At 66.5% G+C, this 20,878-nt stretch carries 21 protein-coding genes; 18 read left to right on the top strand and 3 right to left on the bottom strand.

Features of this window, described 5'->3' with window-relative positions:
• Nucleotides 1-20: 20 nt before the first annotated feature.
• Nucleotides 21-1,646: a phospholipase D-like domain-containing protein gene (locus tag BM337_RS06995; RefSeq protein ID WP_089815252.1), complete on the top strand. Its 1,626-nt coding sequence runs from the start codon at nt 21-23 to the stop codon at nt 1,644-1,646.
• A gap of 580 nt (nt 1,647-2,226) precedes the next feature.
• Here BM337_RS06995 and BM337_RS07000 read toward each other — a convergent pair.
• A complete protein-coding gene (locus tag BM337_RS07000) occupies nt 2,227-4,137 on the bottom strand; it encodes a Hef-associated nuclease (protein WP_089815254.1) in 1,911 nt (636 codons plus the stop codon).
• Nucleotides 4,138-4,347: 210 nt separating this feature from the next.
• On the opposite strand from BM337_RS07000, the gene BM337_RS07005 reads away from it, so the two are divergent.
• The 4 genes from BM337_RS07005 to BM337_RS07020 all read left to right on the top strand — a co-directional run bounded on the left by BM337_RS07005 (nt 4,348) and on the right by BM337_RS07020 (nt 6,771).
• Nucleotides 4,348-4,839 (top strand): JAB/MPN domain protein-containing protein, encoded by a 492-nt coding sequence (locus BM337_RS07005; protein WP_089815256.1) that lies wholly within the window; start codon nt 4,348-4,350, stop codon nt 4,837-4,839.
• Nucleotides 4,833-5,270, top strand: a complete 438-nt coding sequence (locus tag BM337_RS07010; protein WP_089815258.1) for an FAD synthase family protein — start codon at nt 4,833-4,835, stop codon at nt 5,268-5,270. Before BM337_RS07005 ends, BM337_RS07010 begins: the two co-directional genes overlap by 7 nt.
• A gap of 306 nt (nt 5,271-5,576) precedes the next feature.
• Nucleotides 5,577-6,344 (top strand): TrmB family transcriptional regulator, encoded by a 768-nt coding sequence (locus BM337_RS20485; RefSeq protein ID WP_143117650.1) that lies wholly within the window; start codon nt 5,577-5,579, stop codon nt 6,342-6,344.
• A 133-nt stretch (nt 6,345-6,477) separates the two neighbouring features.
• Nucleotides 6,478-6,771, top strand: a complete 294-nt coding sequence (locus BM337_RS07020; protein WP_089815260.1) for a HalOD1 output domain-containing protein — start codon at nt 6,478-6,480, stop codon at nt 6,769-6,771.
• 108 nt (nt 6,772-6,879) lie between these two features.
• Here the strand turns inward: BM337_RS07020 and BM337_RS07025 are convergent, their stop codons facing one another.
• A complete protein-coding gene (locus BM337_RS07025) occupies nt 6,880-8,034 on the bottom strand; it encodes a pyridoxal phosphate-dependent aminotransferase (protein WP_089815262.1) in 1,155 nt (384 codons plus the stop codon).
• The gene (gene ribH, locus BM337_RS07030) at nt 8,031-8,444 is read right to left on the bottom strand and encodes a 6,7-dimethyl-8-ribityllumazine synthase (protein WP_089815264.1); all 414 of its coding nucleotides are present in this window, start codon (nt 8,442-8,444) and stop codon (nt 8,031-8,033) included. The genes BM337_RS07025 and ribH overlap by 4 nt, the downstream gene beginning before the upstream one ends.
• A gap of 187 nt (nt 8,445-8,631) precedes the next feature.
• Between ribH and BM337_RS07035 the strand changes: the two genes are divergently transcribed.
• The 13 genes from BM337_RS07035 (at nt 8,632) to nuoL (ending at nt 20,876) form a co-directional block, all read left to right on the top strand.
• Complete coding sequence (locus BM337_RS07035) at nt 8,632-10,503, top strand: flippase activity-associated protein Agl23 (protein ID WP_177227236.1); 1,872 nt, start codon at nt 8,632-8,634, stop codon at nt 10,501-10,503.
• Nucleotides 10,504-10,718: 215 nt separating this feature from the next.
• Entirely contained in the window at nt 10,719-11,897 is a 1,179-nt protein-coding gene (locus tag BM337_RS07040; RefSeq protein WP_089815268.1) for a 5-(carboxyamino)imidazole ribonucleotide synthase, read from the top strand.
• A gap of 100 nt (nt 11,898-11,997) precedes the next feature.
• A complete protein-coding gene (purE, locus tag BM337_RS07045; RefSeq protein ID WP_089815270.1) occupies nt 11,998-12,648 on the top strand; it encodes a 5-(carboxyamino)imidazole ribonucleotide mutase in 651 nt (216 codons plus the stop codon).
• Nucleotides 12,649-12,774: 126 nt separating this feature from the next.
• Nucleotides 12,775-13,167: a DUF7344 domain-containing protein gene (locus BM337_RS07050; RefSeq protein WP_177227238.1), complete on the top strand. Its 393-nt coding sequence runs from the start codon at nt 12,775-12,777 to the stop codon at nt 13,165-13,167.
• An 84-nt stretch (nt 13,168-13,251) separates the two neighbouring features.
• Complete coding sequence (locus tag BM337_RS07055) at nt 13,252-13,665, top strand: NADH-quinone oxidoreductase subunit A (RefSeq protein ID WP_089815273.1); 414 nt, start codon at nt 13,252-13,254, stop codon at nt 13,663-13,665.
• Complete coding sequence (locus tag BM337_RS07060) at nt 13,662-14,351, top strand: NADH-quinone oxidoreductase subunit B (RefSeq protein ID WP_089815275.1); 690 nt, start codon at nt 13,662-13,664, stop codon at nt 14,349-14,351. The genes BM337_RS07055 and BM337_RS07060 overlap by 4 nt, the downstream gene beginning before the upstream one ends.
• Entirely contained in the window at nt 14,348-16,027 is a 1,680-nt protein-coding gene (locus tag BM337_RS07065; protein WP_089815277.1) for an NADH-quinone oxidoreductase subunit D, read from the top strand. The genes BM337_RS07060 and BM337_RS07065 overlap by 4 nt, the downstream gene beginning before the upstream one ends.
• On the top strand, nt 16,027-17,082 hold the full coding sequence (locus BM337_RS07070; protein WP_089815280.1) for a complex I subunit 1/NuoH family protein: 1,056 nt from the start codon (nt 16,027-16,029) through the stop codon (nt 17,080-17,082). The genes BM337_RS07065 and BM337_RS07070 overlap by 1 nt, the downstream gene beginning before the upstream one ends.
• A gap of 52 nt (nt 17,083-17,134) precedes the next feature.
• Nucleotides 17,135-17,596 (top strand): NuoI/complex I 23 kDa subunit family protein, encoded by a 462-nt coding sequence (locus BM337_RS07075; protein ID WP_089815283.1) that lies wholly within the window; start codon nt 17,135-17,137, stop codon nt 17,594-17,596.
• A gap of 269 nt (nt 17,597-17,865) precedes the next feature.
• Nucleotides 17,866-18,138 (top strand): NADH-quinone oxidoreductase subunit J, encoded by a 273-nt coding sequence (locus BM337_RS07080; protein WP_089815285.1) that lies wholly within the window; start codon nt 17,866-17,868, stop codon nt 18,136-18,138.
• Nucleotides 18,135-18,533, top strand: coding sequence for a proton-conducting membrane transporter (locus BM337_RS07085; protein ID WP_089815288.1), 399 nt, complete (start codon nt 18,135-18,137; stop codon nt 18,531-18,533). Before BM337_RS07080 ends, BM337_RS07085 begins: the two co-directional genes overlap by 4 nt.
• A complete protein-coding gene (gene nuoK, locus BM337_RS07090) occupies nt 18,530-18,832 on the top strand; it encodes an NADH-quinone oxidoreductase subunit NuoK (RefSeq protein ID WP_089815290.1) in 303 nt (100 codons plus the stop codon). The genes BM337_RS07085 and nuoK overlap by 4 nt, the downstream gene beginning before the upstream one ends.
• Nucleotide 18,833: 1 nt before the next feature.
• Nucleotides 18,834-20,876: an NADH-quinone oxidoreductase subunit L gene (gene nuoL / locus BM337_RS07095; RefSeq protein ID WP_089815292.1), complete on the top strand. Its 2,043-nt coding sequence runs from the start codon at nt 18,834-18,836 to the stop codon at nt 20,874-20,876.
• Nucleotides 20,877-20,878: the final 2 nt, after the last annotated feature.

The following is a 20,878-nucleotide window of genomic DNA, read 5'->3' on the forward strand; positions in this document are numbered from 1 at the left end:
GAGGGGACCAGACCGTCGCGATGCGAAGACTGCTGGTCGCCCTCGTCCTCGTTAGCTGTCTCCCAGCGACGGCGATGGGCGTCGGTGCGTTGGCCGTCCCAGGCGCGACACCGGTCGGGTCTCAACCCGTCATCGTCGAACTGTACCCGAATCCCATCGCCGACGAGGACGCTGGCGAGTACGCTGTCGTCTCGCTGCCTTCCGACGTCGACCCCGCCGACTACGTCTTCACCGACGGCGAAGTGACGGTATCGCTGGCCAACGCGTCGGCCGGCGCGCGCGTCGCCGTCGCCAACGATCGACGCGCTGCGAACCTGACCGACCACTCGCTACTCGTCGATTCGTCGCTCTCGCTGGCGAACGGTGGTGAGGAGGTCTGGATCGAACGGAACGGTACCGACACGAACGCCACCGTCGTGCACGAACGCCGCTACCGCGACGCGCCCGAGGGCGAGGTTGCCACCTGGAACGACTCTCGGATCCGCTGGCGCCAGATCGGTGCGACAGACAGGCCCGTGGTTCGCGGTGGCCCAGGTCGGGTCCGCGCGTTCGTCCTCCCCGACTCCCCCGGCGTCCCGGTCGAGACGCTCCGTGACGCCGACCGGCGGATACTCCTGGCCGGATACACGCTCGTCTCCGACAGGGTCGTCGACGCGCTGACGCGCGCACACGAACGTGGCGTCACCGTCCGCGTCCTGCTGGAGGGCGAGCCGGTCGGCGGGCGGATGCGACGGGAGGCCGACCTCCTCGACCGCCTCGCCGCCGCGGGCGTCGACGTCCGACTCGTCGGCGGCGAGCACGCCCGTTACGACTACCACCACGCGAAGTACGCCGTCGTCGACGACCGCGCGGTCGTGATGACCGAAAACTGGAAGCCGGCGGGCACGGGCGGGAACAGTAGCCGCGGCTGGGGCGTCGTGACCGACCAGCCCCGCGTCGTCGACGGGCTGGAAGCGACCTTTCGCGCGGACGCGGGCTGGCGCGACGCCAAGCCCTGGGACGAGTTCCGGCGCGGACGCCAGTTCGAGCGCGGTGAACGCTCCGTCGGTGAGTATCCGACGCGGTTCGAATCTACCAGGGTCGGCGTCGACCGGGCCGACCTGCTGGTCGCGCCCGACAACGCACAGGACAGACTCGTCCGGACCATCGACTCGGCCGACGATTCCGTTGACGTCGTCCAGGTCACCCTCGGCGACTGGGACTCCCCGCTCGTCGTGGCCCTCAGGCGGGCCGCCCGCTGCGGCGTCGACGTCCGCCTCTTGCTCGGCAACGCCTGGTACAACCGCGAGGACAACCAGGCGCTGGCCGACCGCTTCGACGAGTGGGCGAGCGACCGGGACGTCTCACTCACGGCGAAGCTCGCGGAACCGGGGAATCGCTACGAGAAGATCCACGCGAAGGGCGCCGTCATCGACGACGACCGGGTCGTTCTGGGGAGTCTGAACTGGAACGAACAGGCGGCGACCAGCAATCGGGAGGTAATCCTGCTCCTCTACGGTGACGAGGCGGCCGACTACTACGGGGAGGTGTTCGACGCGGACTGGAACGGTGGGAAGCCGGGATTGCCGGTCGGTCTGATCGGAGCCGTCGTGGGGTGCCTGATCGTGGCCGGTCTGGTCGTTCGGCGTCTGGAGTTCGAGGGATGACGTACTGGTCAGTACAGGTGAGCTACGTACCGATCAGGGTTTGTGGACTTTCCAGCCGTGAGCATGAAAATGAACACGTCGAAAGCCCTCGGCGTGCTCGCCTCGCGCGGACCACGCTGCGCTCCTCGCTACGCTGCGGTGCTTACGGGTCCGTGCTTCGGCGACCGCGCCTCGCCCTTTCAGTCCCCCAGGGTCCGCGTTGCTCGCGCACGGAGGCGCTCGCGATTGACTCCCCCACGCCTCCCCGGTCGCGCCTGGCGGCGCGACACGCTTCCTGACCGCTCGGCAACCGCCCGGCCGGGAGCGGCGTTTATGCCGCGACCAGGGGAAGGGCAGGGCTGCGGTGCCGTCCTGGCGGACTGAAAGGGCGAGGTGCGGTCCGGGAACCCCGGTCCACCAAGCACCGGAGCGCAGCGAGGAGCGCAGGTGGGCCGCGGGACCGGAGCGCGCCGAGGGCTTTCTGGGTGTTGGCGGTCTCGTTTCTTTCAGCACCAGCTCAGAAGAACCACCCGAGCAATTCACACCCAGACTCACCACGACGAAAACGAAACCGCAGATCCGAAAAAACTAGCCGAAACAGCTAGTCGTCCGAGAGAGCGCCGGAGTGCTGCAGGTCCTCGTCGATTTCGGCGTCGGCCATCTTCTCGACGAGCGCGTCGATGACCTCCTCGCGCATGCCCTCGACGAACTTGATGGAGCCGACGACGAGGTGGCCGCCGCCGGAGACGCCGCCGCCGGCGATTTCGTCGGTGAGTTCGGTGACGTACTCGGGGATGTCGAGGCGGACGCCGTCAGAGCGGAGGACGGCGAAGTCGGGGCCGTACCCAATGGTGATGACGGGGTCGCCGGTCTCTTCGACCTTCTGGTCGTGGATCTTGCCGGTCGTCTTCCCGGGCGCGGGGTAGGTAAAGCGGTAGGCGTGGTTCTCGACGTCGAGGCGGTAGAGGTGGGCCCCGCTGTCGAGGGTCTCGTGTTCGACGTGGCTCGTGGCGGCGTCGAGTTGCTCCTCGACGTCGCGCTCGGCGCGGGTCGCCAGGAACTCGACGATCTCCTCGTGGCGGTCGCGGTCGTCGCAGTCGACGTTGAGCACGTCGTTAATGAGTTCGCGGCCGTCGCTGTAGCGCAGCCAGTGGGTGGCGTAGTCCAGCGCCTCGCCGACGTCCTTGAGGTCCTGCTCCTCGTACCCCTCCTCCTTGGCCAGGTCGACGTAGTCGGGCATCGCCTCGCCCTCGGAGCGGTCGGAGACACCGGCAACGGCGGGGACGTGGCGGAGGTCGTCGGTCAGCGACGGGTCGATCATCCGGGCGAGCTCGACGCACATCATCCCCGTCGTGATGCGGTAGTCCTCGTCGTGGAGGTAGGGGTTGACGTGTTCGTCGATGAGCGGCTCGACGGCCTCGGGGTCTGGGTGGTGGTGGTCGACCACGAGGATGGGGATGTCGTAGTGGCGGAGGTTGCGGTAGGCGGGCGTGTCCTCCTCGGTGCTCCCGTTGTCGAGCATGCACAGCATCGGGAGCTTCTGGCCGTGGCGCTCGCGGTTCTCGAGGGCGAAGTTGAGGTCGCGCGTGACGTCCTCGAGTTCGTAGAACGGTGCCTTGCTGGGCAGGCGCTTGAGCATGTGGCGGGGCGCCTCGTCGTCCTGGTAGTGTTCGGCGATGAACCGTTCGAGGGCGAGCTGGAGCGGGACGCTGGCACAGAGGCCGTCGCCGTCGGCGTGGTGGCGCAGGCGGATGGGCCGACCTTCCAGCACTGTGCGGCGGAGTCGCCGGGCGACGTCGCGGAGGTCGTCCCAGAGCTTGTCGAAGGCCTCCCACTCGACGAGGGGTTCGATCTCCTCGGGCTCGGCGGCCTCGTCGAGGGCGGCGTCGAGTTCCTCTCGTACGTCGGCCGCGGTTGTCTCGTCGACGACGGTAATCTCGTTGGCCTCCAGCTGGATGCCGCCGTTGCGCTCCTCGACGTGGCCGGCGAGTCGGACGATTTCGCCGAGTTCGACGTCGGGGTAGGCGCGGACGCCGGCTTCCTCGAAGGCGGCACACGGCACGATGCCGGAGCCGTCGCGTACCTGGAAGATGGTCGGCCCGCCGGTCTGGTTGATCTGGAGCACTTCGCCGGTGACGACTACGGTTTCGCCGGTCATCCCCTCCAGGTCGGCGACGTCCGCCTCGTCACCGTGGGCGCGGTACTGAGTCTCGTACTCGACGATTTCGACTTCGTCGAAGCTGACGTCGCCGTCCTCGCGGACCTCACCGAGTTCGACGACGATCTCGTCGCCGACTTCGGGGTCAGAGCGGAGGTTCGACGCGTGGACGAGTCCGGAGACCGGCCCGGAGAGGTCGACGAAGACGCCGTACTCCATGACGCCGTTGACGGTTCCGAGATACAGTTCACCCTCCTCGACGTCGTCGAGGGTACAGCTATCGGCGAGTTCGTAGACGACGGCTTCCGCCTCGGAAGCCTCTGCACCGTTTCCGGTGCCAGTGGGCGGAGACATTTGACCATTCTTCGGCGTTGCCGGGTTTTTAAGCTTCGGTATGTCTCTGGGTGTTCTGATCCGTGACTGTGCTCGCTACTGCTGTTGACGGTCACGCGACGGCGTACAGTCGTCCCCAGCGCACGAACGTACGAAGCCGCCATACCCACCGTGCTTATAGCGACGTCCCAGTCGGAACGCTTAGAAAGCGGCCGGCACGAAAAAGATGCTATGCCGCTGTTTCGCTCGGGTGGAATCCTCGGCATCGCCGAGTCGGCCCTCGAGTTCGCGCTGGCAGCCTCGGAGGAGAGTCACCCGAACGAGTACATGGGGATGCTTCGCGGCGAGGACGCGAGCAAACTCGGGCTGGACGAGGACGGCACCGTCCTCACCGACGTCCTCGTCATCCCCGGGACCGAATCGAATCCCGTCAGCGCGACGGTCAAGACGAACATGGTCCCCAACGATCTGCGCGCCGCGGGGTCGGTCCACTCCCACCCCAACGGCGTCCTGCGGCCGAGCGACGCCGACCTGGCGACGTTCGGCAAGGGGAAGGTCCACATCATCGTCGGCGCGCCCTACGGCTGGGACGACTGGCAGGCGTTCGACCGCGACGGCGAACCGATCGACCTGCGGGTCCTCGACGTCGACCCGCCGGAGGAGGCCTTCTTCGACTTCGACCAGGCGGACATCGACGCCGAACTGCGGGAGGACGAGTGGTGACTTCCCGCGTCGTCGCCCAGGGAACGTTCGACATCCTCCATCCGGGGCACCTGCACTACCTGCGGGACGCGGCGGCGATGGGAGACGAACTCCACGTCATCATCGCCCGGTCCACCAACGTCACCCACAAGGCGCCGCCCATCGTCCCCGACGAACAGCGCCGGGAGATGGTCGCCGCGCTGGACCCGGTCGACCACGCTCGCCTGGGCCACCCGGACGACATCTTCGTCCCGATCGAGGAGATCGAACCCGACGTCGTCGCGCTGGGATACGACCAGCACCACGACGACGAGGCGATCGCGGCCGCCCTCGCCGACCGGGGTATCGACGCCGAAGTACGCCGGGCGTCTGGCCGGGAGACGAACGACGAGTACCTGCTCTCGACGGGACGCATCATCGACCGGATTCTCCAGGAACGGGGCTCGGACTAGCGGCGAACCGATCCGTCACTGGTGCGGAGCGCCACCGGAGCGGACGTCCGAAGATCGCTTCCACGGACATTTTGACATTCACGCGTTCGAATAGGTTCCGGCGTGCCAGGCAATTGCCGAAACGCGGAACCGCGACCGTCGTTCTCGCGAACACGATCGGCTCGACGAGGACAGTGTCAGGACGTCGTCACTCGGGGAATCACACAAACGTAAAGGAGACCACTCCCGAATATATATCCAGTTCACCACGGGTGTGGACGGTCGAAGGGTGACTGCGATGCGGCACAGGGACGGTCACGGAGCGCTATGACACGTGAAGGCAGGAAACTGCAATCGACTGCGGTTCGGAATCTGCACGCGCTCGGGTTGAGTGAGTACGCCGCGAGGACGCTCGTGGCGCTCGTGCGAATCGACGGCGGGTCCGCCCGTGAGGTGAGCGACTCGTCGTCGGTTCCACGGACGCGCGTCTACGACGCAGTCGAAGAACTCGCCGACCGGGGCTTCGTCAGGGTGCGCGAGACCCATCCCAAGGAGTTCACGCCGGTCTCTCCAAAGCGGATTCGCCGCGCGTTCTACCGCGAGTACGTCTACAGGCAGGTCGTCGCGGAACTCGGTCTGCGGGCTATCGGCGCCCCGGGCGAGGACTCCAGCGATGGCGGCCTGGTCGTCGCGACCGGGACAGAGGCGGTGGCCCGGCGCTTCCGTTCCTCGATCGCCGGGGCGAACGACCGTCTCACGTACGTCTCGGTCGGCGACGCGCCGTCCGCGGGCGTCCTCGACGCCGTCGACGCGGCCAACGACCGGGGCGTCGCGGTGCGAATCGTCGTCGTCGGGGACGCCGGACCGGTGGACGTCGATACCGCCGTCCCGGACGCGACGGTCCTGTCGGTCCGTGACACGGCGACGCCACCGAACGACCGCAGTCGCTTCCTCGTCGCCGACGACACCGTCGCGCTGCTCGGCACCTGGGTCGACGGAACGACGGAGGTGGGGCTGTTCAGCGAGGGCACCGGTTCGGACGTCGTGGCGCTCCTCCAGCAGGTCGTCGACACCTGGCTGGCGGACGCCGAGTGACCGGACCCGGCTTCCGTCTGCCAGATGATCCCATATGCAGCCCGGAAATTTATTCAGACAATCACAAAATGCTTTTCACCTGTCGTTCCGGTCGAGTGTGTATGGAAGGTGGCAGTCGAGGATGGTGGCAGCAATGAGTCAGCCGACAGACGACAGGCAACCCGAGGGGTCGGTCTGTGGTGGGGAGATGTACGAAACCGAAGTCGGAGACCGGGACCCCAGCGAGGCCGTCGTCGACGTCGTCTCGGCGATTCGCGACGTCGAGCCCGCCGACCTCGACCCGCTGTACCGGACCGTCGACCCGGACGCGCTCGATTCGCTGTGTACGAACGAAGATCTCGGTGCGCAGCCGACGATCCGGTTCGACTACGAGGGGCTGGTCGTCACCGTGAGCGCGTCGAACACGATCACCGTCGTCGAACCGTGAGCGTCCCACTCCGCTACAGGTGCTCCCAGGGAGTGCGAACGTAGCGAATCTCGTCGAAACCTGAACCCGAAAGCGATTCTTCGAAGGGGAGCGACGGTGCCGACCGGCTCAGATCAGGTCGGCGTCGGCGAGGCGCTCGACGGCTTCTTCGAGTCGTTCCTTGCTGTTCGCGTAGGAGAAACGGGCGTAGCCCGGCGTCCCGAAGGCGCTCCCGGGCACGGCCGCGACGTGGGCCTCGTCGATGGCCTCCTCGCACCAGGCGGTGTCGTCGTCGTCGACCTGGGGCATCATGTAGAACGCGCCCTGGGGCGTGGCGACGTCGACGTCGTGGTCCCGGAGCAGGTCGAGCAGGAAGTCGCGGCGCTCGCTGAAGGCGGCGACCATCTCCGCGACGGCCTCGTCGGTGTTCTGCAGGGCCTCGACCCCCGCGTGCTGGACGAAGTTGACGGCACAGGAGACGGAGTGGCCGTGGACCTTGCCGGACTGGCTGACCAGGTCCTCGGGACCGGCGAAGTAGCCCAGGCGCCACCCGGTCATCGAGTAGGCCTTCGAGAAGCCGTTGACGGTGATGGTGCGGTCTTCCATCCCGTCGAGGGTGCCCAGCGACGTGGCCTCGACGCCGTCGTAGGTGATCTCCTTGTATATCTCGTCGGAGATCACGGTGATGTCGTGCTCGACGGCGAGGTCGCGGACGGCCGCGAGGGCGTCGTCGGAGTAGACGGCACCGTGGGGGTTGCCCGGCGAGTTGACGACCAGCAGTTCGGTGTCGTCCGAGACAGTCTCGGTCAGGTCGTCGAGCGCACCTGCCAGCTGGAAGTCGTGGGCGGCGGTGTCGACGCGGGCGAGCGAGCCGCCGGCGAGTTTCACCATCGCCTCGTAGGAGACCCACGCCGGGTCGAGCAGGGCGACCTCGTCACCGTCGTCGATGAGCGTCTGGAAGATCTCGTAGAGCGCCTGCTTGCCCCCGGGCGTGACGACGACGTTCTCGGCCTCGTACTGGGTGAGGCCGTCGGCGTGGAGTTTCTCGGCCAGCGCCTCGCGCAGCGCTGGGATGCCGGGCGTCGAGGTGTACCCCGTGTGGCCGGCGTCCAGCGCGTCCTTGGCGGCCTGTTTGATATTCTCGGGGGTGTCGAAGTCCGGCTCCCCGACCGAGAGGTCGACGACGTCGACGCCGTCGGCCGCCAGTTCGGCGGACTTGTTGCTGATCGCGAGCGTGGCGCTCGGTTCTACGCGTCCGACGCGGTCTGCGAATTCGAGAGTCATAGTTTGAGTTCCTCCGCGAGGGCGACGGCGCTGCGGACGGCCTCGCCGCCCTTGTCCGTCCGCGCCTCGGCTTCGTCCTGGCTCATGCCCGGACCGATGATGCCCATCGTGACCGGTGTGTCCCGGTCGAGGCTGACGTCGGTCAGCCCCTGGGCGGCCGCGGCGCCGATCACCTGGTCGTGATCGGTGTCGCCGCTGATGATCGCGCCCAGCACCGCCACGGCGTCGACGTCGTCGCGACGGGCGAGCCTGTCGGCCGCGAGCGGCGTGTCGTAGGAGCCGGGCACGTCGAGGGCCGCGGCGATTTCGGCGTCGCACTCTTCGGCGGCGTCCCTGGCCGACTGCGCCATCGCGTCGATCACGGCGCCGTGTTTGTCGTACTGGGCAATTACCAGCCCGAGCTGGACCATATGCGACCGGGCGTGTGCGGAACTAAAAGAAGTACCGTTGTGCACCGGCTGGCAGGCTCCCGGCCGGTCCGCCGACGATCCGCCGACGGGCTGCCGGTACGCGAGTGGTGAATTAGGTGTTAGATAGCTACAAATCCAGCGTGACAAACCAGAAGCATTCTAAAGGGTCCACTGGTCAATGGCGGGTATGGCAGCGTCCGACAGCCCCGAATCGTCGACGCCGTCGGGCGAGCGGTCCCTCCCCGACTGGGCGCCCGACAGTGACGACGTCGTGCTCCTGGTGGCCGGCATCACCCTCCTCGCCCTCCTGGCCCGACTGGTCCTGCTGGGTGACCGAATCGCCCACTGGGACGAGGGGCGCGTCGCCTACTGGATCGTCCACTACCAGGAGACGGGGTCGTTCGCGTACCGGCGCATCATCCACGGTCCCTTCATCCAGCACGTCAACCGCTGGCTGTTCCCCATCTGGGGCGCCAACGACTTCACCATGCGCGTCCCCGTCGCCGTCGTCGGCGGCCTGTTGCCCCTCTCGGCGCTCCTCTTCCGCGAACATCTCCGGCGCGTCGAGGTAGTCGCGATGGCCCTGTTCCTCTCTTTCAACCCCGTCCTGCTGTACTACTCGCGGTTCATGCGCAGCGACGTGCTCGTCGCGGCGTTCATGTTCGCCGCTTTCGGCTTCTTCGTCCGGTTCTACGACACGCGCCGGACGCGCTACCTCTACGCCGCGGCCGCGTTCGTCGCCTTCGGGTTCGCCTCGAAGGAGAACGCCGCGGTGTACGTCCTGACGTGGCTCGGCGCCGCCGGCCTGCTGGCCGACCAGGCGCTCTACCGGCCCCGAAACCACGCCAGTGGGTACGACCTCTTGCGCTCGAAAGCGAGGGGCGTCCGCGACCGCTTCGACTCCTCACGGGACGAGGTTCTCTCGTTCGTCCTCCACTACGCCAGCGACACCGCCTGGGCCCTGATACTCCTCTTCGGCCTCTTGCTGTTCTTCTACGCGCCGCGGGGCGCCGGGATGGAGGGAATCACGTACCCGCCCGCCGCCGCCGCGGAGGGGACCGTCGGCTTCTGGCAGGGCTTCGCCAGCCCGTCGAACTTCGTCGACATGGTGCAGGCCACCTGGAACCACTCCGCCGAGGAGTTCGGCACGTGGTTCGAACGCTCGACCGAGGCGGGCGACGAGGGCCTCGCCGCGGTGTACGTGGACTTCTTCGACCAGTTCGTCCAGGTGATGATACAGAAGGCGGCGCCACTGACCGCCTTCGCCATCTTCGGGTTCGTCCTCGAGCGCTACGGCGCCGAGCGCTCGCGCAACCTCGTGATGTTCGCCGCCTACTGCGGCTTCGTCTCCGTGCTCGGCTACCCGCTCGGGACGGACATCTTCGGTGCCTGGCTCGTCGTCCACGCGCTGGTCCCCCTCTCCATCCCGGCCGCGGTCGGTCTCGCGCGCATCTTCGACTGGGGGTACGAGGCGTTCGTCCTCGACGACTCGGTGGGCGTCGCCATCGCCGCAGTCCTCCTGTTGCTCGTCGGAGCCCAGGTCGCCGCCGTCGCGGTGCCAGCGGTGTACGTCAACGACCAGTCCGACGACAACAACCTCGTCCAGTACGCCCAGCCGGGCGGCGACCCGCGCGCCGAACTCCAGACAATCGGCGCCGTCGCGGACCGCGAAGGCAACGGGACAGACGTCCTCCTCTACTACGGCGAACAGGGCGACGCGTACGACGACAACCTCGCCTTCGTCAAGGACGACCCGAACGACTGGGACTCCTCCTCGCTGGATACCAGGCCGCTGTGTGCGCGGTGGTACAACTCGCTGCCGTTCCCGTGGTACTTCGCCAAGGACGACGTCCAGGTGAACTGTTCGCGCGAACGCGCGCAACTGGAGTCCAGAATCCAGTCGAACCCGCCGCCGGTGATCATCACCCAGGACGACGATACCACGGTGCCGACCGGTGCGCTCGAATCGTCCTACACCGGGACGACCTACGAGATGCGCGCCTGGGGCAAGGAGACGACGTTCTGGATTCACGAGGACGTCCAGACCGAGGGCGAGTAGTGACTTTCACCGACCTGACCAACCGGTTTTCACGCTGAACCGGCAATCCGGCATCCTGGTGGACTGAAAGGGCGAGGCCATTTCCGGGACCGGAAATGGCCGAGGGCTTTCGACGTGTTTGCGGGACCGTTTTCGAGCGCGACGTACGATCCCCCTGCAACGTTTCGCCGTCACGTGAGGCAACGTTTAAGCGCGCAGGTCGGAATCCGTCGCACATGACACTCTCCACACCGGGGCCGACGCTGGGCGTCGTCGGCGGCGGACAGCTCGGGCGGATGCTCGGCGAGGCTGCGGCGCCGCTGGGCGTCGAACTGGTCGTCACCGACCCGACGCCGGACCCGCCGGCTGCGCCGGTCGTCCGCGACGCCCTCGTCGGCGAGTTCGACGACGAGGCGACGTTCCGCGAGCTGGCGGAGCGGGCGGACGTGCTGACCTACGAGATCGAACTGGCCGACCCGGACGTGCTCGAACGCGTCGCCGAGGAGACCGGGACGCCGGTCCACCCGGACCCCGAGACGCTCAGGACCATCCAGGACAAACTCGTTCAGAAGCGCCGGTTGTCCGAGGCCGGCGTGCCGGTCCCGGAATTCCGGCAGGTGGATTCCGCGGACGACCTCCGCGAGGCCTGCGCGGAACTGGGCTATCCCGCGATGCTGAAAGCTCGCGAGGGCGGGTACGACGGTCGCGGCAACGTCCCCGTCGAGTCGCCCGACGACGTCGAGGAAGCGTTCGTCGCCATCGACGGCCCGGCGATGGTCGAGGAGATGGTGGACTTCGAGCGCGAACTCGCGGTGATGGGCTGTCGCGGCGCGGACGGCGAGCGCGACACCTTCCCCGTCACCGAGACGGTTCACGAGGAAGAGATCCTGCGGGAGTCGGTCTCACCGCCGCGGACCGACGACGACGCCGTTCTGGACCGCGCACGTGAGGTCGTTCTGGAGGTCCTCGACGCGATGGACGGCCGCGGCGTCTTCGGCGTCGAACTGTTCGAGACGACGGACGGCGAGGTCCTCCTCAACGAGATCGCGCCCCGGCCACACAACTCGGGCCACTGGACCATCGAGGGCTGTCACACCTCTCAGTTCGAACAGCACGTCCGCGCCGTGATGGGCATGCCACTGGGAACGACGGAACGGCGCGCGCCGACGGTGTCGGCCAACATCCTGGGTGACGTCGAGGAGCGCCAGCCGGGGACCCTCTCCGGCGAGGAGTCGGTGCTGGCGACGCCGCGGGCGCACCTCCACTGGTACGGGAAACACGACGTCTACGAGCTGCGGAAGATGGGCCACGTGACCCTGGTGGACGGAGAAGACGGATCCGACGAGTCAGGCGGAATCGACGACTTGCTCGAGGAGATTCGGACGCTGCGAGACGAGCTGACCTTCCGGAAGTAGCGCCCGTCGCAGACTGCCTTCGGTCCGCCCCGGACCCGAACTCGATTCTCGCGGCGATCGATCGCCCACACTTACGTCGGCGCCACGCAGAGGGCCAGACATGACCAACGCCGACTCGGTGCAATCGCTGATCGACCAGCTCCACGACGAGGCGGAGATGGACCTGCCCAGCGAGGAGACGCCCGACGTGGGAATCGTGATGGGGTCGGATTCTGACCTCCCGACGATGGCGGGCGGGAAGGGCAAGCGGCCGGGCGCGTACGACGCGCTCACGGACGAACTCGGATTCGCGGAACAGACCGACTACGGGGACGCGCCTGACGCGCAGTTCACCTTCGAGACGTTCGTCGTCTCCGCCCACCGGACGCCGGAGCTAATGTACGCATACGCGGAGACCGCCGAGGACCGCGGAATCGACGTGCTCATCGCCGGTGCTGGCGGGAAGAGTGCGGACCTGCCCAACATGACCGCGAGCATCGCCTACCCGCTGCCGGTCATCGGCGTCCCGGTCCAGGAGAAGTCCGTCGACAGCGTCATCGGCATGCCCCAGGGCGCGCCGATAACCGCCGTCGACGCGGGCAAGTCGTTCAACGCGGCGCTGACGGCGGGCCAGATTCTCGCGCGTCAGTACCCCGAACTGCGTGAACGACTGCAGGCCTACCACGACGACCTGCAGGAGGCAGTCGGCGACGTCTCGCGAGACCTCCACGAGCTGGGGACACCGGGATTCAAGGACGAGTACTGGGAGTGACGCTGGTCCCCTCCCGTCTGGAACCCCGGATCGCGCGAGTGAAGCGCGCTCTGTCCTCCTGACGGGGTCTATCCGCGTTGGGATGGGCTTATCTGTCTCACGTCCGTTTGATTAGCCGATCGCACGATGTCTGAACACTCGGCCGACGCGACCGGACCGGCTTCGTCCGATTCGTTCGAACGCTCGCATGCGACGGCGCTCGACGCGACGTTCGACGTCCTGTCGAATCGCCGCCGGCGAGAGGCCTTTCGTTGCCTGGCGGCGCACGACGAACCGATGGCGCTCGCCGACCTGGCGGACGAAGTCGCGGTCGCCGAACGCGGAGCGCCCATCACCGACATCTCCGCGGAGGTAGTCAAGCACGTCTACGTTACGTTGTATCACAGCCACGTTCCCAGTCTGGAGAACGCTGGCTTCGTCCGGTACGACCAGGAGCGCGACCTCGTGACGCTGACGCAGGATCGGCCGGACCTCGACCGGTTCGACGCGACCGCCGTTCAGACAGATCGGAAATCCTGAAAAACCGGCGCGACGGTCGGCGAGCGCAACAATCAACCCTTATATGCAAGTGTTCCCAACCCCAGAACGTTAGGAGATTTCGGAATGAGTAATCCATGGATCGCGATCGGCGCGCTCGCGCTCGTAGGGGTTCTCATCCCAGTGGGGATGATGGCCGCGTCCTACCTCCTGCGGCCGAGCGTCCCGGAACAAGGAAAGAGCGCCACCTACGAGAGCGGTGAGGTCCCGACCGGCAGCAGCACCAAGATTCAGTTCAACATCCAGTACTACATGGTCGCGCTGCTGTTCGTCGTCTTCGACATCGAGACCGTCCTGATATTCCCGTGGACGGTCGTCTACCGCGACGTCGTCGCGAACGTGGGACTCGCCGAGGCTCTGTATCCCATGCTCGTCTTCGTCGGGATACTCGTCGTCGGTCTCGCGTGGGCGTGGCGCAATGGAGCAGTGAAGTGGGTGCGGAGCCCGCGTGCCAGTCGGCAACTCGACCACAAACCATGAGTAGTGACCAAACGAAGCTGGCGGACGCACAGTCTACGCAGGAGGCCCGAATGGGTTCGGGCGCCGACGACCGCTTCAACTCGAAACTGCGGGAAGCGTTCGGCTCGACGCCGTTCATCCTCACCAAGTTCGACAAGTTCATGAACTGGGTGCGGGGCTCCTCGATGTTCATGTTGCAGTTCGGGATCGCCTGCTGCAGCATCGAGATGATCCACACGTACGCCATCAAGCACGACCTCGACCGCTTCGGCGCCGGCGTCCCGCGTGCCTCGCCGCGCCAGGCGGACGTGATCATCGTCCCGGGGACCATCGTCTCGAAGTTCGCCCCGCGGATGAAGCGCGTCTACGACCAGATGCCCGAGCCCAAGTTCGTCGTCTCGATGGGCTCGTGTACGGTCTCCGGCGGTCCGTTCCAGGAGGGGTACAACGTCGTCAAGGGCGCCGAAGAGGTCATCCCGTGTGACATCCACGTCCCCGGCTGCCCGCCCCGTCCCGAGGCGCTCATCTACGGCGTCGCCAAGCTCCAGGAGCGCATCGCCGAGGGCGAGTCCTCGCCCGTCACCGTCAAGCCCTACGAACTGGAGCAGTTCGGTGACCTCGAGCAGGACGAACTCGTCCAGAAGCTCGCCGACCAGATTGACGAGGAGGACCTCGTCATGCGTTACAACTGGGGGGACTCGCCGTGAGTCTCGAAAAAAGGACGCCGGTCGTCGACGACGTCGGCGTCACCGAGGACGGCGTCGACTACGACGCGCTCGCCGACCTGCTCGGGGATTCGGTCATCGACCGGGAGGAGCACGTCAACGCCGACGGGTTCGTCATCCGGCCGGACGACGTCCAGTCGGTCCTCCGCACGCTCAAGGAGGACGCCGGCTTCGACCACTGTTCCTGCGTCACCGCGCAGGACTACGACGACCGGTACGAGTCTATCTACCACCTGAAGAAGTACCGGGACCCGACCCAGGAGGTCTCCGTCGTCGTCCCGACGCCGAAGGAGGACCCGCGCCACCAGACCGGCTCCGAAGTGTACGAGACCGCGAACTGGCACGAGCGCGAGGCCTACGACCTGGTCGGCATCGAGTACGACGACCACCCGGACCTGCGACGCATCCTCCTGCCCGAGACCTGGCAGGGCCACCCGCTGTCCGGTGACTTCAACCAGGACCAGCCACAGATCGTCTCGCTGCGCGAGCACGCGAACCCGTTGCAGGACGACAAACAGAGCCCGGACGACCCGGACACGATGTTCATCAATATCGGTCCGCACCACCCGGCGACCCACGGCGTCCTGCACGTCAAGACGGTGCTCGACGGTGAGCAGATCGTCGACATCGATCCCGACATCGGCTACCTCCACCGCTGCGAGGAGCAGATGTGTCAGCAGGGCACCTACCGCCACCAGATAATGCCGTATCCCGACCGCTGGGACTACATCTCGGCCGGCATCCTCAACGAGTGGGCATACGCGCGCGCGGCCGAGGACCTGGCCGACATCGAGGTGCCGGAGTACGCACAGGTCATCCGGACGATGTCCGCCGAGATGTGTCGCATCGCGAGTCACTCCCTCGCGCTGGCGACGTTCGCGCTGGACGTCTTCGGCGACTTCACCGCCGTCTTCCAGTACGGTATCCGCGACCGCGAGATTGTCCAGGATCTCCTGGAGGACCTGACCGGCCAGCGGCTGATGTTCAACTACCTCCGCCTCGGCGGGGTCGCCTGGGACCTGCCCGAACCCCGCGAGGAGTACTTCGAGAAGATCCGGGACTTCCTGGAGGACCTCCCGGAGAAACTCGCGGAGTACCACGACCTCGTGACGGGCAACGAGATCTTCCAGATGCGCTGTGTCGACACGGGGATCCTCACGCCCGAGATGGTCAAGGACTACGGCGCGACCGGACCGGTCGCTCGCGGTTCGGGCGTCGACTACGACCTCCGTCGCGACGACCCCTACGGCTACTACGACGAACTCGACTGGGACGTCGTCACGGAGGACGGTTGCGACAACTTCTCGCGGGTGCTCGTGCGCCTGCGCGAACTCGAGGAGTCGGCTCGCATCATCGAACAGTGCGTCGACCTGCTCGAAGAGTGGCCCGAAGACGACCGCACCATCCAGGCCAACGTCCCGCGGACGCTCAAGCCCGACCCGGATCGGGAGATCTACCGTGCGGTCGAGGGCGCGAAGGGCGAACTCGGCATCTACATCCGCTCGGACGGCACCGACAAGCCGGCGCGGTTCAAGATCCGGAGCCCCTGTTTCAGCAACCTCCAGTCGCTGGCGGAGATGTCCGAGGGCGAGTACATCCCGGACATGATCGCCTCGCTGGGTAGCCTCGACATCGTCCTCGGGGAGGTGGACCGGTAATGCAGTCCGAGACGCCGCTGCCGTCGGCGCTGGCCGAGCTGCTCGGGCTCGACCCGTCGAACCCGCTCGTCATCTTCGTGATGGCGCTTATCGCGTCGTTCGCGGTCGCCTCGGGCTTGCTCACCCTGGTCGCCGTCTCCGGTATCTGGGGCAAGCGAAAGATCACGGCGGCCTTTACCGACCGCATCGCCGTCAACCGGCACGGTCCGATGGGGCTGCTCATCATCCCGGCCGACGCGCTCCGGCTCCTCTCGAAGGAGCTCATCATCCCCGAGGGCGTCGACCGGCCCGCGTGGGACCTGGGGCCGCTCATCATGGTGTTCTCGGCGCTCGCCGGGTTCGCCGTCATCCCGATGGGCAACGGCATCCAGATCGCCGACCCCGAGGTCGGCCTCGCGTACGTGTTCGCGATGGCCTCCGTCGCCTCGCTCGGCCTCGTGATGGCCGGCTACTCGTCGAACAACAAGTACTCGTTCCTCGGCGGTCTGCGCGCGGTCGCGCAGAACCTCGCCTACGAGATTCCGCTCATCCTGACCGGGATGTCGGTCGTCATCTTCGCGGGCTCGCTCCGGATGAGCACGATCGTCGCCGAACAGGCCGACACGCTGATCGCGCTCGGTCCGGTCGCGATCCCGCAGTGGTACGCGTTCGTGAACCCGTTCGCGTTCGTCCTGTTCATGGTCGCGAACCTCGCGGAGGTCGGCCGGAACCCCTTCGACATCCCCGAGGCGCCGACCGAGATCGTCGCCGGCTGGCAGACCGAGTACTCCTCGGTGTACTTCGTGCTGGCGTACCTCTCCGAGTTCATCCACATCTTCCTCGGCGGGGCTATCATCGCCACCATCTTCCTCGGCGGTCCGGCGGGCCCGGTGCTCCCGGGCATCGTCTGGTTCCTGATCAAGATAATGGCGGTGTACCTGTTCACCCAGTGGGCCCGCTCGGCGGTCCCCCGGGTGCGCATCGACCAGCTCATCGAGATCGGCTGGAAGGGGATGCTCGTGCTCTCCTTCGCCAATCTCGTCCTCACGGCGATCATCGTCGGGGTGATCGCATGAGTTACCGACTCCCGTCGGTGCTCTCGACTGCGGCAATCCGAGGTGACCTACAATGATCGGCGTCCTCAAATCGATGGCCACGACGATGAAGCACGCACTGGACGGGGAGACGTTCACGGTGGAGTACCCTGACGTCGCGCCCGAAGTGAGCCCGCGGTTCCGCGGGGTCCACAAGTTCAGCCAGGAGCGGTGTATCTGGTGTCGCCAGTGCGAGAACGTCTGTCCGAACAACACGATCCAGATCGTGACGGACGAACAGCGCAACGGCGAGCAGTACAACCTCCACGTCGGCCAGTGCATCTACTGCCGACTGTGCGAGGAGGTCTGTCCCGTCGACGCCATCATCCTGACGCAGAACTTCGAGTTCACCGCGGACACGAAGGACGACTTCGCGTACAACAAGGAACAGCTGAAGAACGTTCCCTGGTACAAGGACATCGACCCGCTCGCGTCGCGCGAACCGGACCGCGGTGTCTGGATCGGTGAAGGGGAAGGCGAAGTCGACTATCAGTAACCGTTCGACCGCGAACGGAGTGAGCGGTCGGTTTTTGGTCCAGATTTTTCGAGGAGCGGGTCGCGGGCCGACGGCCCGCGACCGCACGAGTTGGCGGCGAAGCCGCCAACCGGTTCCCGCAGCGAACGGAGTGAGCGAGGAAACCCGACGAAGAAAAAGGTGGGTTGTGATATTCTCCCGTTAATTGTTAGTATGGTGGCCAGAGGCGGTGCTCTGCCGAGACGAAAGAGGAATCTTCAAAAGCGCGCCGAAAGGAGACACAAACAACAATGGCACCACTGCTGGAGACAATGACGTTCGTGCTGTTCGCGGCAGTCACCATCGCGAGCAGCTTAGGCGTCGTGCTCGTCAGGGACGTCTGGCACTCGGCGCTCTTGCTGGGCGTGGCGCTGCTGAGCGTCGCAGTCCACTTCGTGATGGTAAATGCGCCGTTCGTCGCGGCGATGCAGATCCTGGTGTACGTCGGGGGAGTCCTGATCCTCATCAGCTTCGCCGTCATGCTCACGCGCCCCGACCAGGGCGCCGTCGAGGTGACGCCATGACGCGCCCGCGCCTGCGGACGGGACGGCACCTCGTGCCGGGGCTGGCGGCCGTCGCGCTGTTCGTCGTGTTCGCCACCGTCTTCCTTGGGTCGTCGTTTCCCGAAGCGGCCGGCTTCGGCGCGGACGCGGCCATCATGAAGAGCCTGGGTGCCGCACTCATCGGCGTCGAGGCGAGCGCCATCGTCGGGGAGGGAGCGGCCGTCCCCAGCGAGGGATTCCTCGTCTCGTTCATCGTCATCGCCGTCGCACTCGACGCGGCGCTCGACGGCTCACTCATGCTGGCACGGCGCGAGGAGGCCGGCGAGAACGTCACCGTCGGCACGGACGTTGCCGGGGCCGAAGAGTCGCCCGCGACCGCGACCGACGGCGGCGTCTCCGGGGGTGAGAACCGATGATGCCGGCCGAGTACTATCTCGTCCTCTCCGCGGCCGTCTTCTGTATCGGCCTGTTCGGCATCCTGACTCGCGAGAACGCGCTCATCTTCCTGATGTCCGTCGAGCTGATGCTCAACGCGGCGAACATCAACCTGGTCGCCTTCTCGGCCCAGTACGGTAACCTGACCGGGCAGGTGTTCAGCCTGTTCACGATGGGGCTGGCGGCCGCCGAGGTGGCTATCGGCATCGGCATCATCCTGGTCCTGTACCGCAACTTCTCCGACGTGAACGTCACCGACGCGACGACGATGAGGTGGTAAGATGGCAGGAGCATTCACATACGCGCCCGCGATCGCGGCGCTCCCGTTCGTATCGTTCCTCGTTGCACTGTTCCTCGGCGACCGGATGCCCAAGGGCGGCGCGCTCGCTGGCATCGCGGCCACAGCCGGGTCGCTACTGCTGTCGGCGTGGGTGGCGCTGACCGTCGCTGGCGGGGCGACGTACAACCAGACGCTATACACCTTCGTCGAGGGGATCGACACCTTCGAGCTCACGCTCGGAATTCTCATCGACCCGCTGACGGCTCTGATGTTGCTGATCGTCTCGCTGATCGCCTTCCTCGTCCACGTCTTCTCGCTGGGCTACATGAACGACGAGGGCGAGACGGGCCTGCCCCGGTACTACGCCGGCCTTGGCCTGTTCACGTTCTCGATGCTCTCGTTCGTCTACGCGAGCAACATCCTCATGGCCTTCATGTTCTTCGAACTGGTGGGGCTGTGTTCGTTCCTCCTCATCGGGTTCTGGTTCCGCGAGGCGGCCCCGCCGAGCGCCGCGAAGAAGGCGTTCCTGGTCACCCGCTTCGGTGACTACTTCTTCCTCGTCGGTGTCGTCGGCATCTTCGCCACGTTCGGCACGGGCGCCTTCGCGGGCGCGGAGTCGTTCCCGGCCATCGCCGAGCAAGCGCTCAACGGCGAGGCCGAGGTGACGACGTTCTTCGGCATGGACCCGCAGACCTGGTTCACGGTGCTCGGCCTGCTCGTCCTCGGCGGCGTGATGGGCAAGTCGGCGCAGTTCCCGCTGCACACGTGGCTCCCCGACGCGATGGAGGGCCCGACGCCCGTCTCGGCGCTCATCCACGCGGCGACGATGGTCGCCGCCGGCGTCTACCTCGTCGCGCGCATGTACGGGTTCTACGCCCTCTCACCCACGGCGCTGGCCATCATCGCGCTCGTCGGTGGCTTCACGGCGCTGTTCGCGGCGACGATGGGCGTCGTCAAGCAGGAACTCAAGCAGGTGCTGGCGTACTCCACCATCTCCCAGTACGGGTACATGATGCTCGCGCTGGGTGCGGGTGGCTACGTCGCCGCCGTCTTCCACCTGACCACGCACGCGATGTTCAAGGCGCTCCTGTTCCTGGGCGCCGGATCGGTCATCATCGCGATGCACCACAACGAGAACATGTGGGACATGGGCGGTCTGAAGGACAAGATGCCCGTGACCTACTGGACGTTCCTCTCGGGCTCGCTCGCGCTTGCCGGCATCGTCCCCTTCGCCGGCTTCTGGTCCAAGGACGAGGTGCTGTTCGAGGCGCTCATCCACGGACTGGGCTCCGAGGGCGGCCTCGGCACGGTGCTGCTGGCTGCCTACGCGATGGGCCTCCTGTCGGTGTTCTTCACCGGCTTCTACACCTTCCGGATGGTGTTCCTCACCTTCCACGGGAAGCCGCGTACTGAGACGGCTCGCAAGCCCCACGGCGTCGGCTGGAACGTGAAGTTCCCGCTGGCGGTGCTGGGCGTGCTCGCGGCCACTATCGGCTTCCTCAACATGGTTCCCCTCGAGAAGCTGACCGGGCTTCACCTCTCCTTCCTCCACGACTGGCTCGCCCACGGTGGAATCGAAATGACCACCAGCGAGACGTACGGCACGCTGCTCCACGACGTGGCCGGCGTCACGGCGCACTACCCGCTGGGCGAACTCGGCACGACGCTCGCCTCCGCGGCCGTCTCGCTCGGGCTGGCGCTCGCGGGCGTCGGGACCGCGTGGTCGCTGTACAACGTGGACGAACCGACCGAACACACCGACAAGCTCGGCTCTCTCAAGACCCTTCTCATGCACAACTACTACCAGGACGAGTACCAGGTGTGGCTGGCGACTGGCGTCACCTACCCGCTGGCTCGCGCGGCCGACAAGTTCGACCAGGGCGTCGTCGACGGCGTCGTCAACGGCGTCAGCAGCGTCAGCCTGTTCGGCGGCGACCGGATGCGTCGCCTGCAGTCCGGCGTCGTCAGCAACTACGCGACGCTCATCACGACTGCGCTGGTCGTGTTGCTCGTCGCCTTCGGACTCATCGGGGGGTGGTTCTAGAT

This window comes from Halomicrobium zhouii, from assembly GCF_900114435.1.
Classification (GTDB): Archaea; Halobacteriota; Halobacteria; order Halobacteriales; family Haloarculaceae; genus Halomicrobium; species Halomicrobium zhouii.

Coding starts and splice junctions, on each gene's coding strand:
- BM337_RS07055 (WP_089815273.1), top strand. CDS start 13,252: ATGAGTAATCCATGGATCGCGATCGGCGCGCTCGCGCTCGTAGGGGTT.
- nuoL (WP_089815292.1), top strand. CDS start 18,834: ATGGCAGGAGCATTCACATACGCGCCCGCGATCGCGGCGCTCCCGTTC.
- BM337_RS07020 (WP_089815260.1), top strand. CDS start 6,478: ATGAGTCAGCCGACAGACGACAGGCAACCCGAGGGGTCGGTCTGTGGT.
- BM337_RS07000 (WP_089815254.1), bottom strand. CDS start 4,137: ATGTCTCCGCCCACTGGCACCGGAAACGGTGCAGAGGCTTCCGAGGCG.
- BM337_RS20485 (WP_143117650.1), top strand. CDS start 5,577: ATGACACGTGAAGGCAGGAAACTGCAATCGACTGCGGTTCGGAATCTG.
- BM337_RS07060 (WP_089815275.1), top strand. CDS start 13,662: ATGAGTAGTGACCAAACGAAGCTGGCGGACGCACAGTCTACGCAGGAG.
- ribH (WP_089815264.1), bottom strand. CDS start 8,444: ATGGTCCAGCTCGGGCTGGTAATTGCCCAGTACGACAAACACGGCGCC.
- BM337_RS07085 (WP_089815288.1), top strand. CDS start 18,135: ATGACGCGCCCGCGCCTGCGGACGGGACGGCACCTCGTGCCGGGGCTG.
- BM337_RS07005 (WP_089815256.1), top strand. CDS start 4,348: ATGCCGCTGTTTCGCTCGGGTGGAATCCTCGGCATCGCCGAGTCGGCC.
- nuoK (WP_089815290.1), top strand. CDS start 18,530: ATGATGCCGGCCGAGTACTATCTCGTCCTCTCCGCGGCCGTCTTCTGT.
- BM337_RS07035 (WP_177227236.1), top strand. CDS start 8,632: ATGGCAGCGTCCGACAGCCCCGAATCGTCGACGCCGTCGGGCGAGCGG.
- BM337_RS07080 (WP_089815285.1), top strand. CDS start 17,866: ATGGCACCACTGCTGGAGACAATGACGTTCGTGCTGTTCGCGGCAGTC.
- BM337_RS07070 (WP_089815280.1), top strand. CDS start 16,027: ATGCAGTCCGAGACGCCGCTGCCGTCGGCGCTGGCCGAGCTGCTCGGG.
- purE (WP_089815270.1), top strand. CDS start 11,998: ATGACCAACGCCGACTCGGTGCAATCGCTGATCGACCAGCTCCACGAC.
- BM337_RS07050 (WP_177227238.1), top strand. CDS start 12,775: ATGTCTGAACACTCGGCCGACGCGACCGGACCGGCTTCGTCCGATTCG.
- BM337_RS07040 (WP_089815268.1), top strand. CDS start 10,719: ATGACACTCTCCACACCGGGGCCGACGCTGGGCGTCGTCGGCGGCGGA.
- BM337_RS06995 (WP_089815252.1), top strand. CDS start 21: ATGCGAAGACTGCTGGTCGCCCTCGTCCTCGTTAGCTGTCTCCCAGCG.
- BM337_RS07025 (WP_089815262.1), bottom strand. CDS start 8,034: ATGACTCTCGAATTCGCAGACCGCGTCGGACGCGTAGAACCGAGCGCC.
- BM337_RS07075 (WP_089815283.1), top strand. CDS start 17,135: ATGATCGGCGTCCTCAAATCGATGGCCACGACGATGAAGCACGCACTG.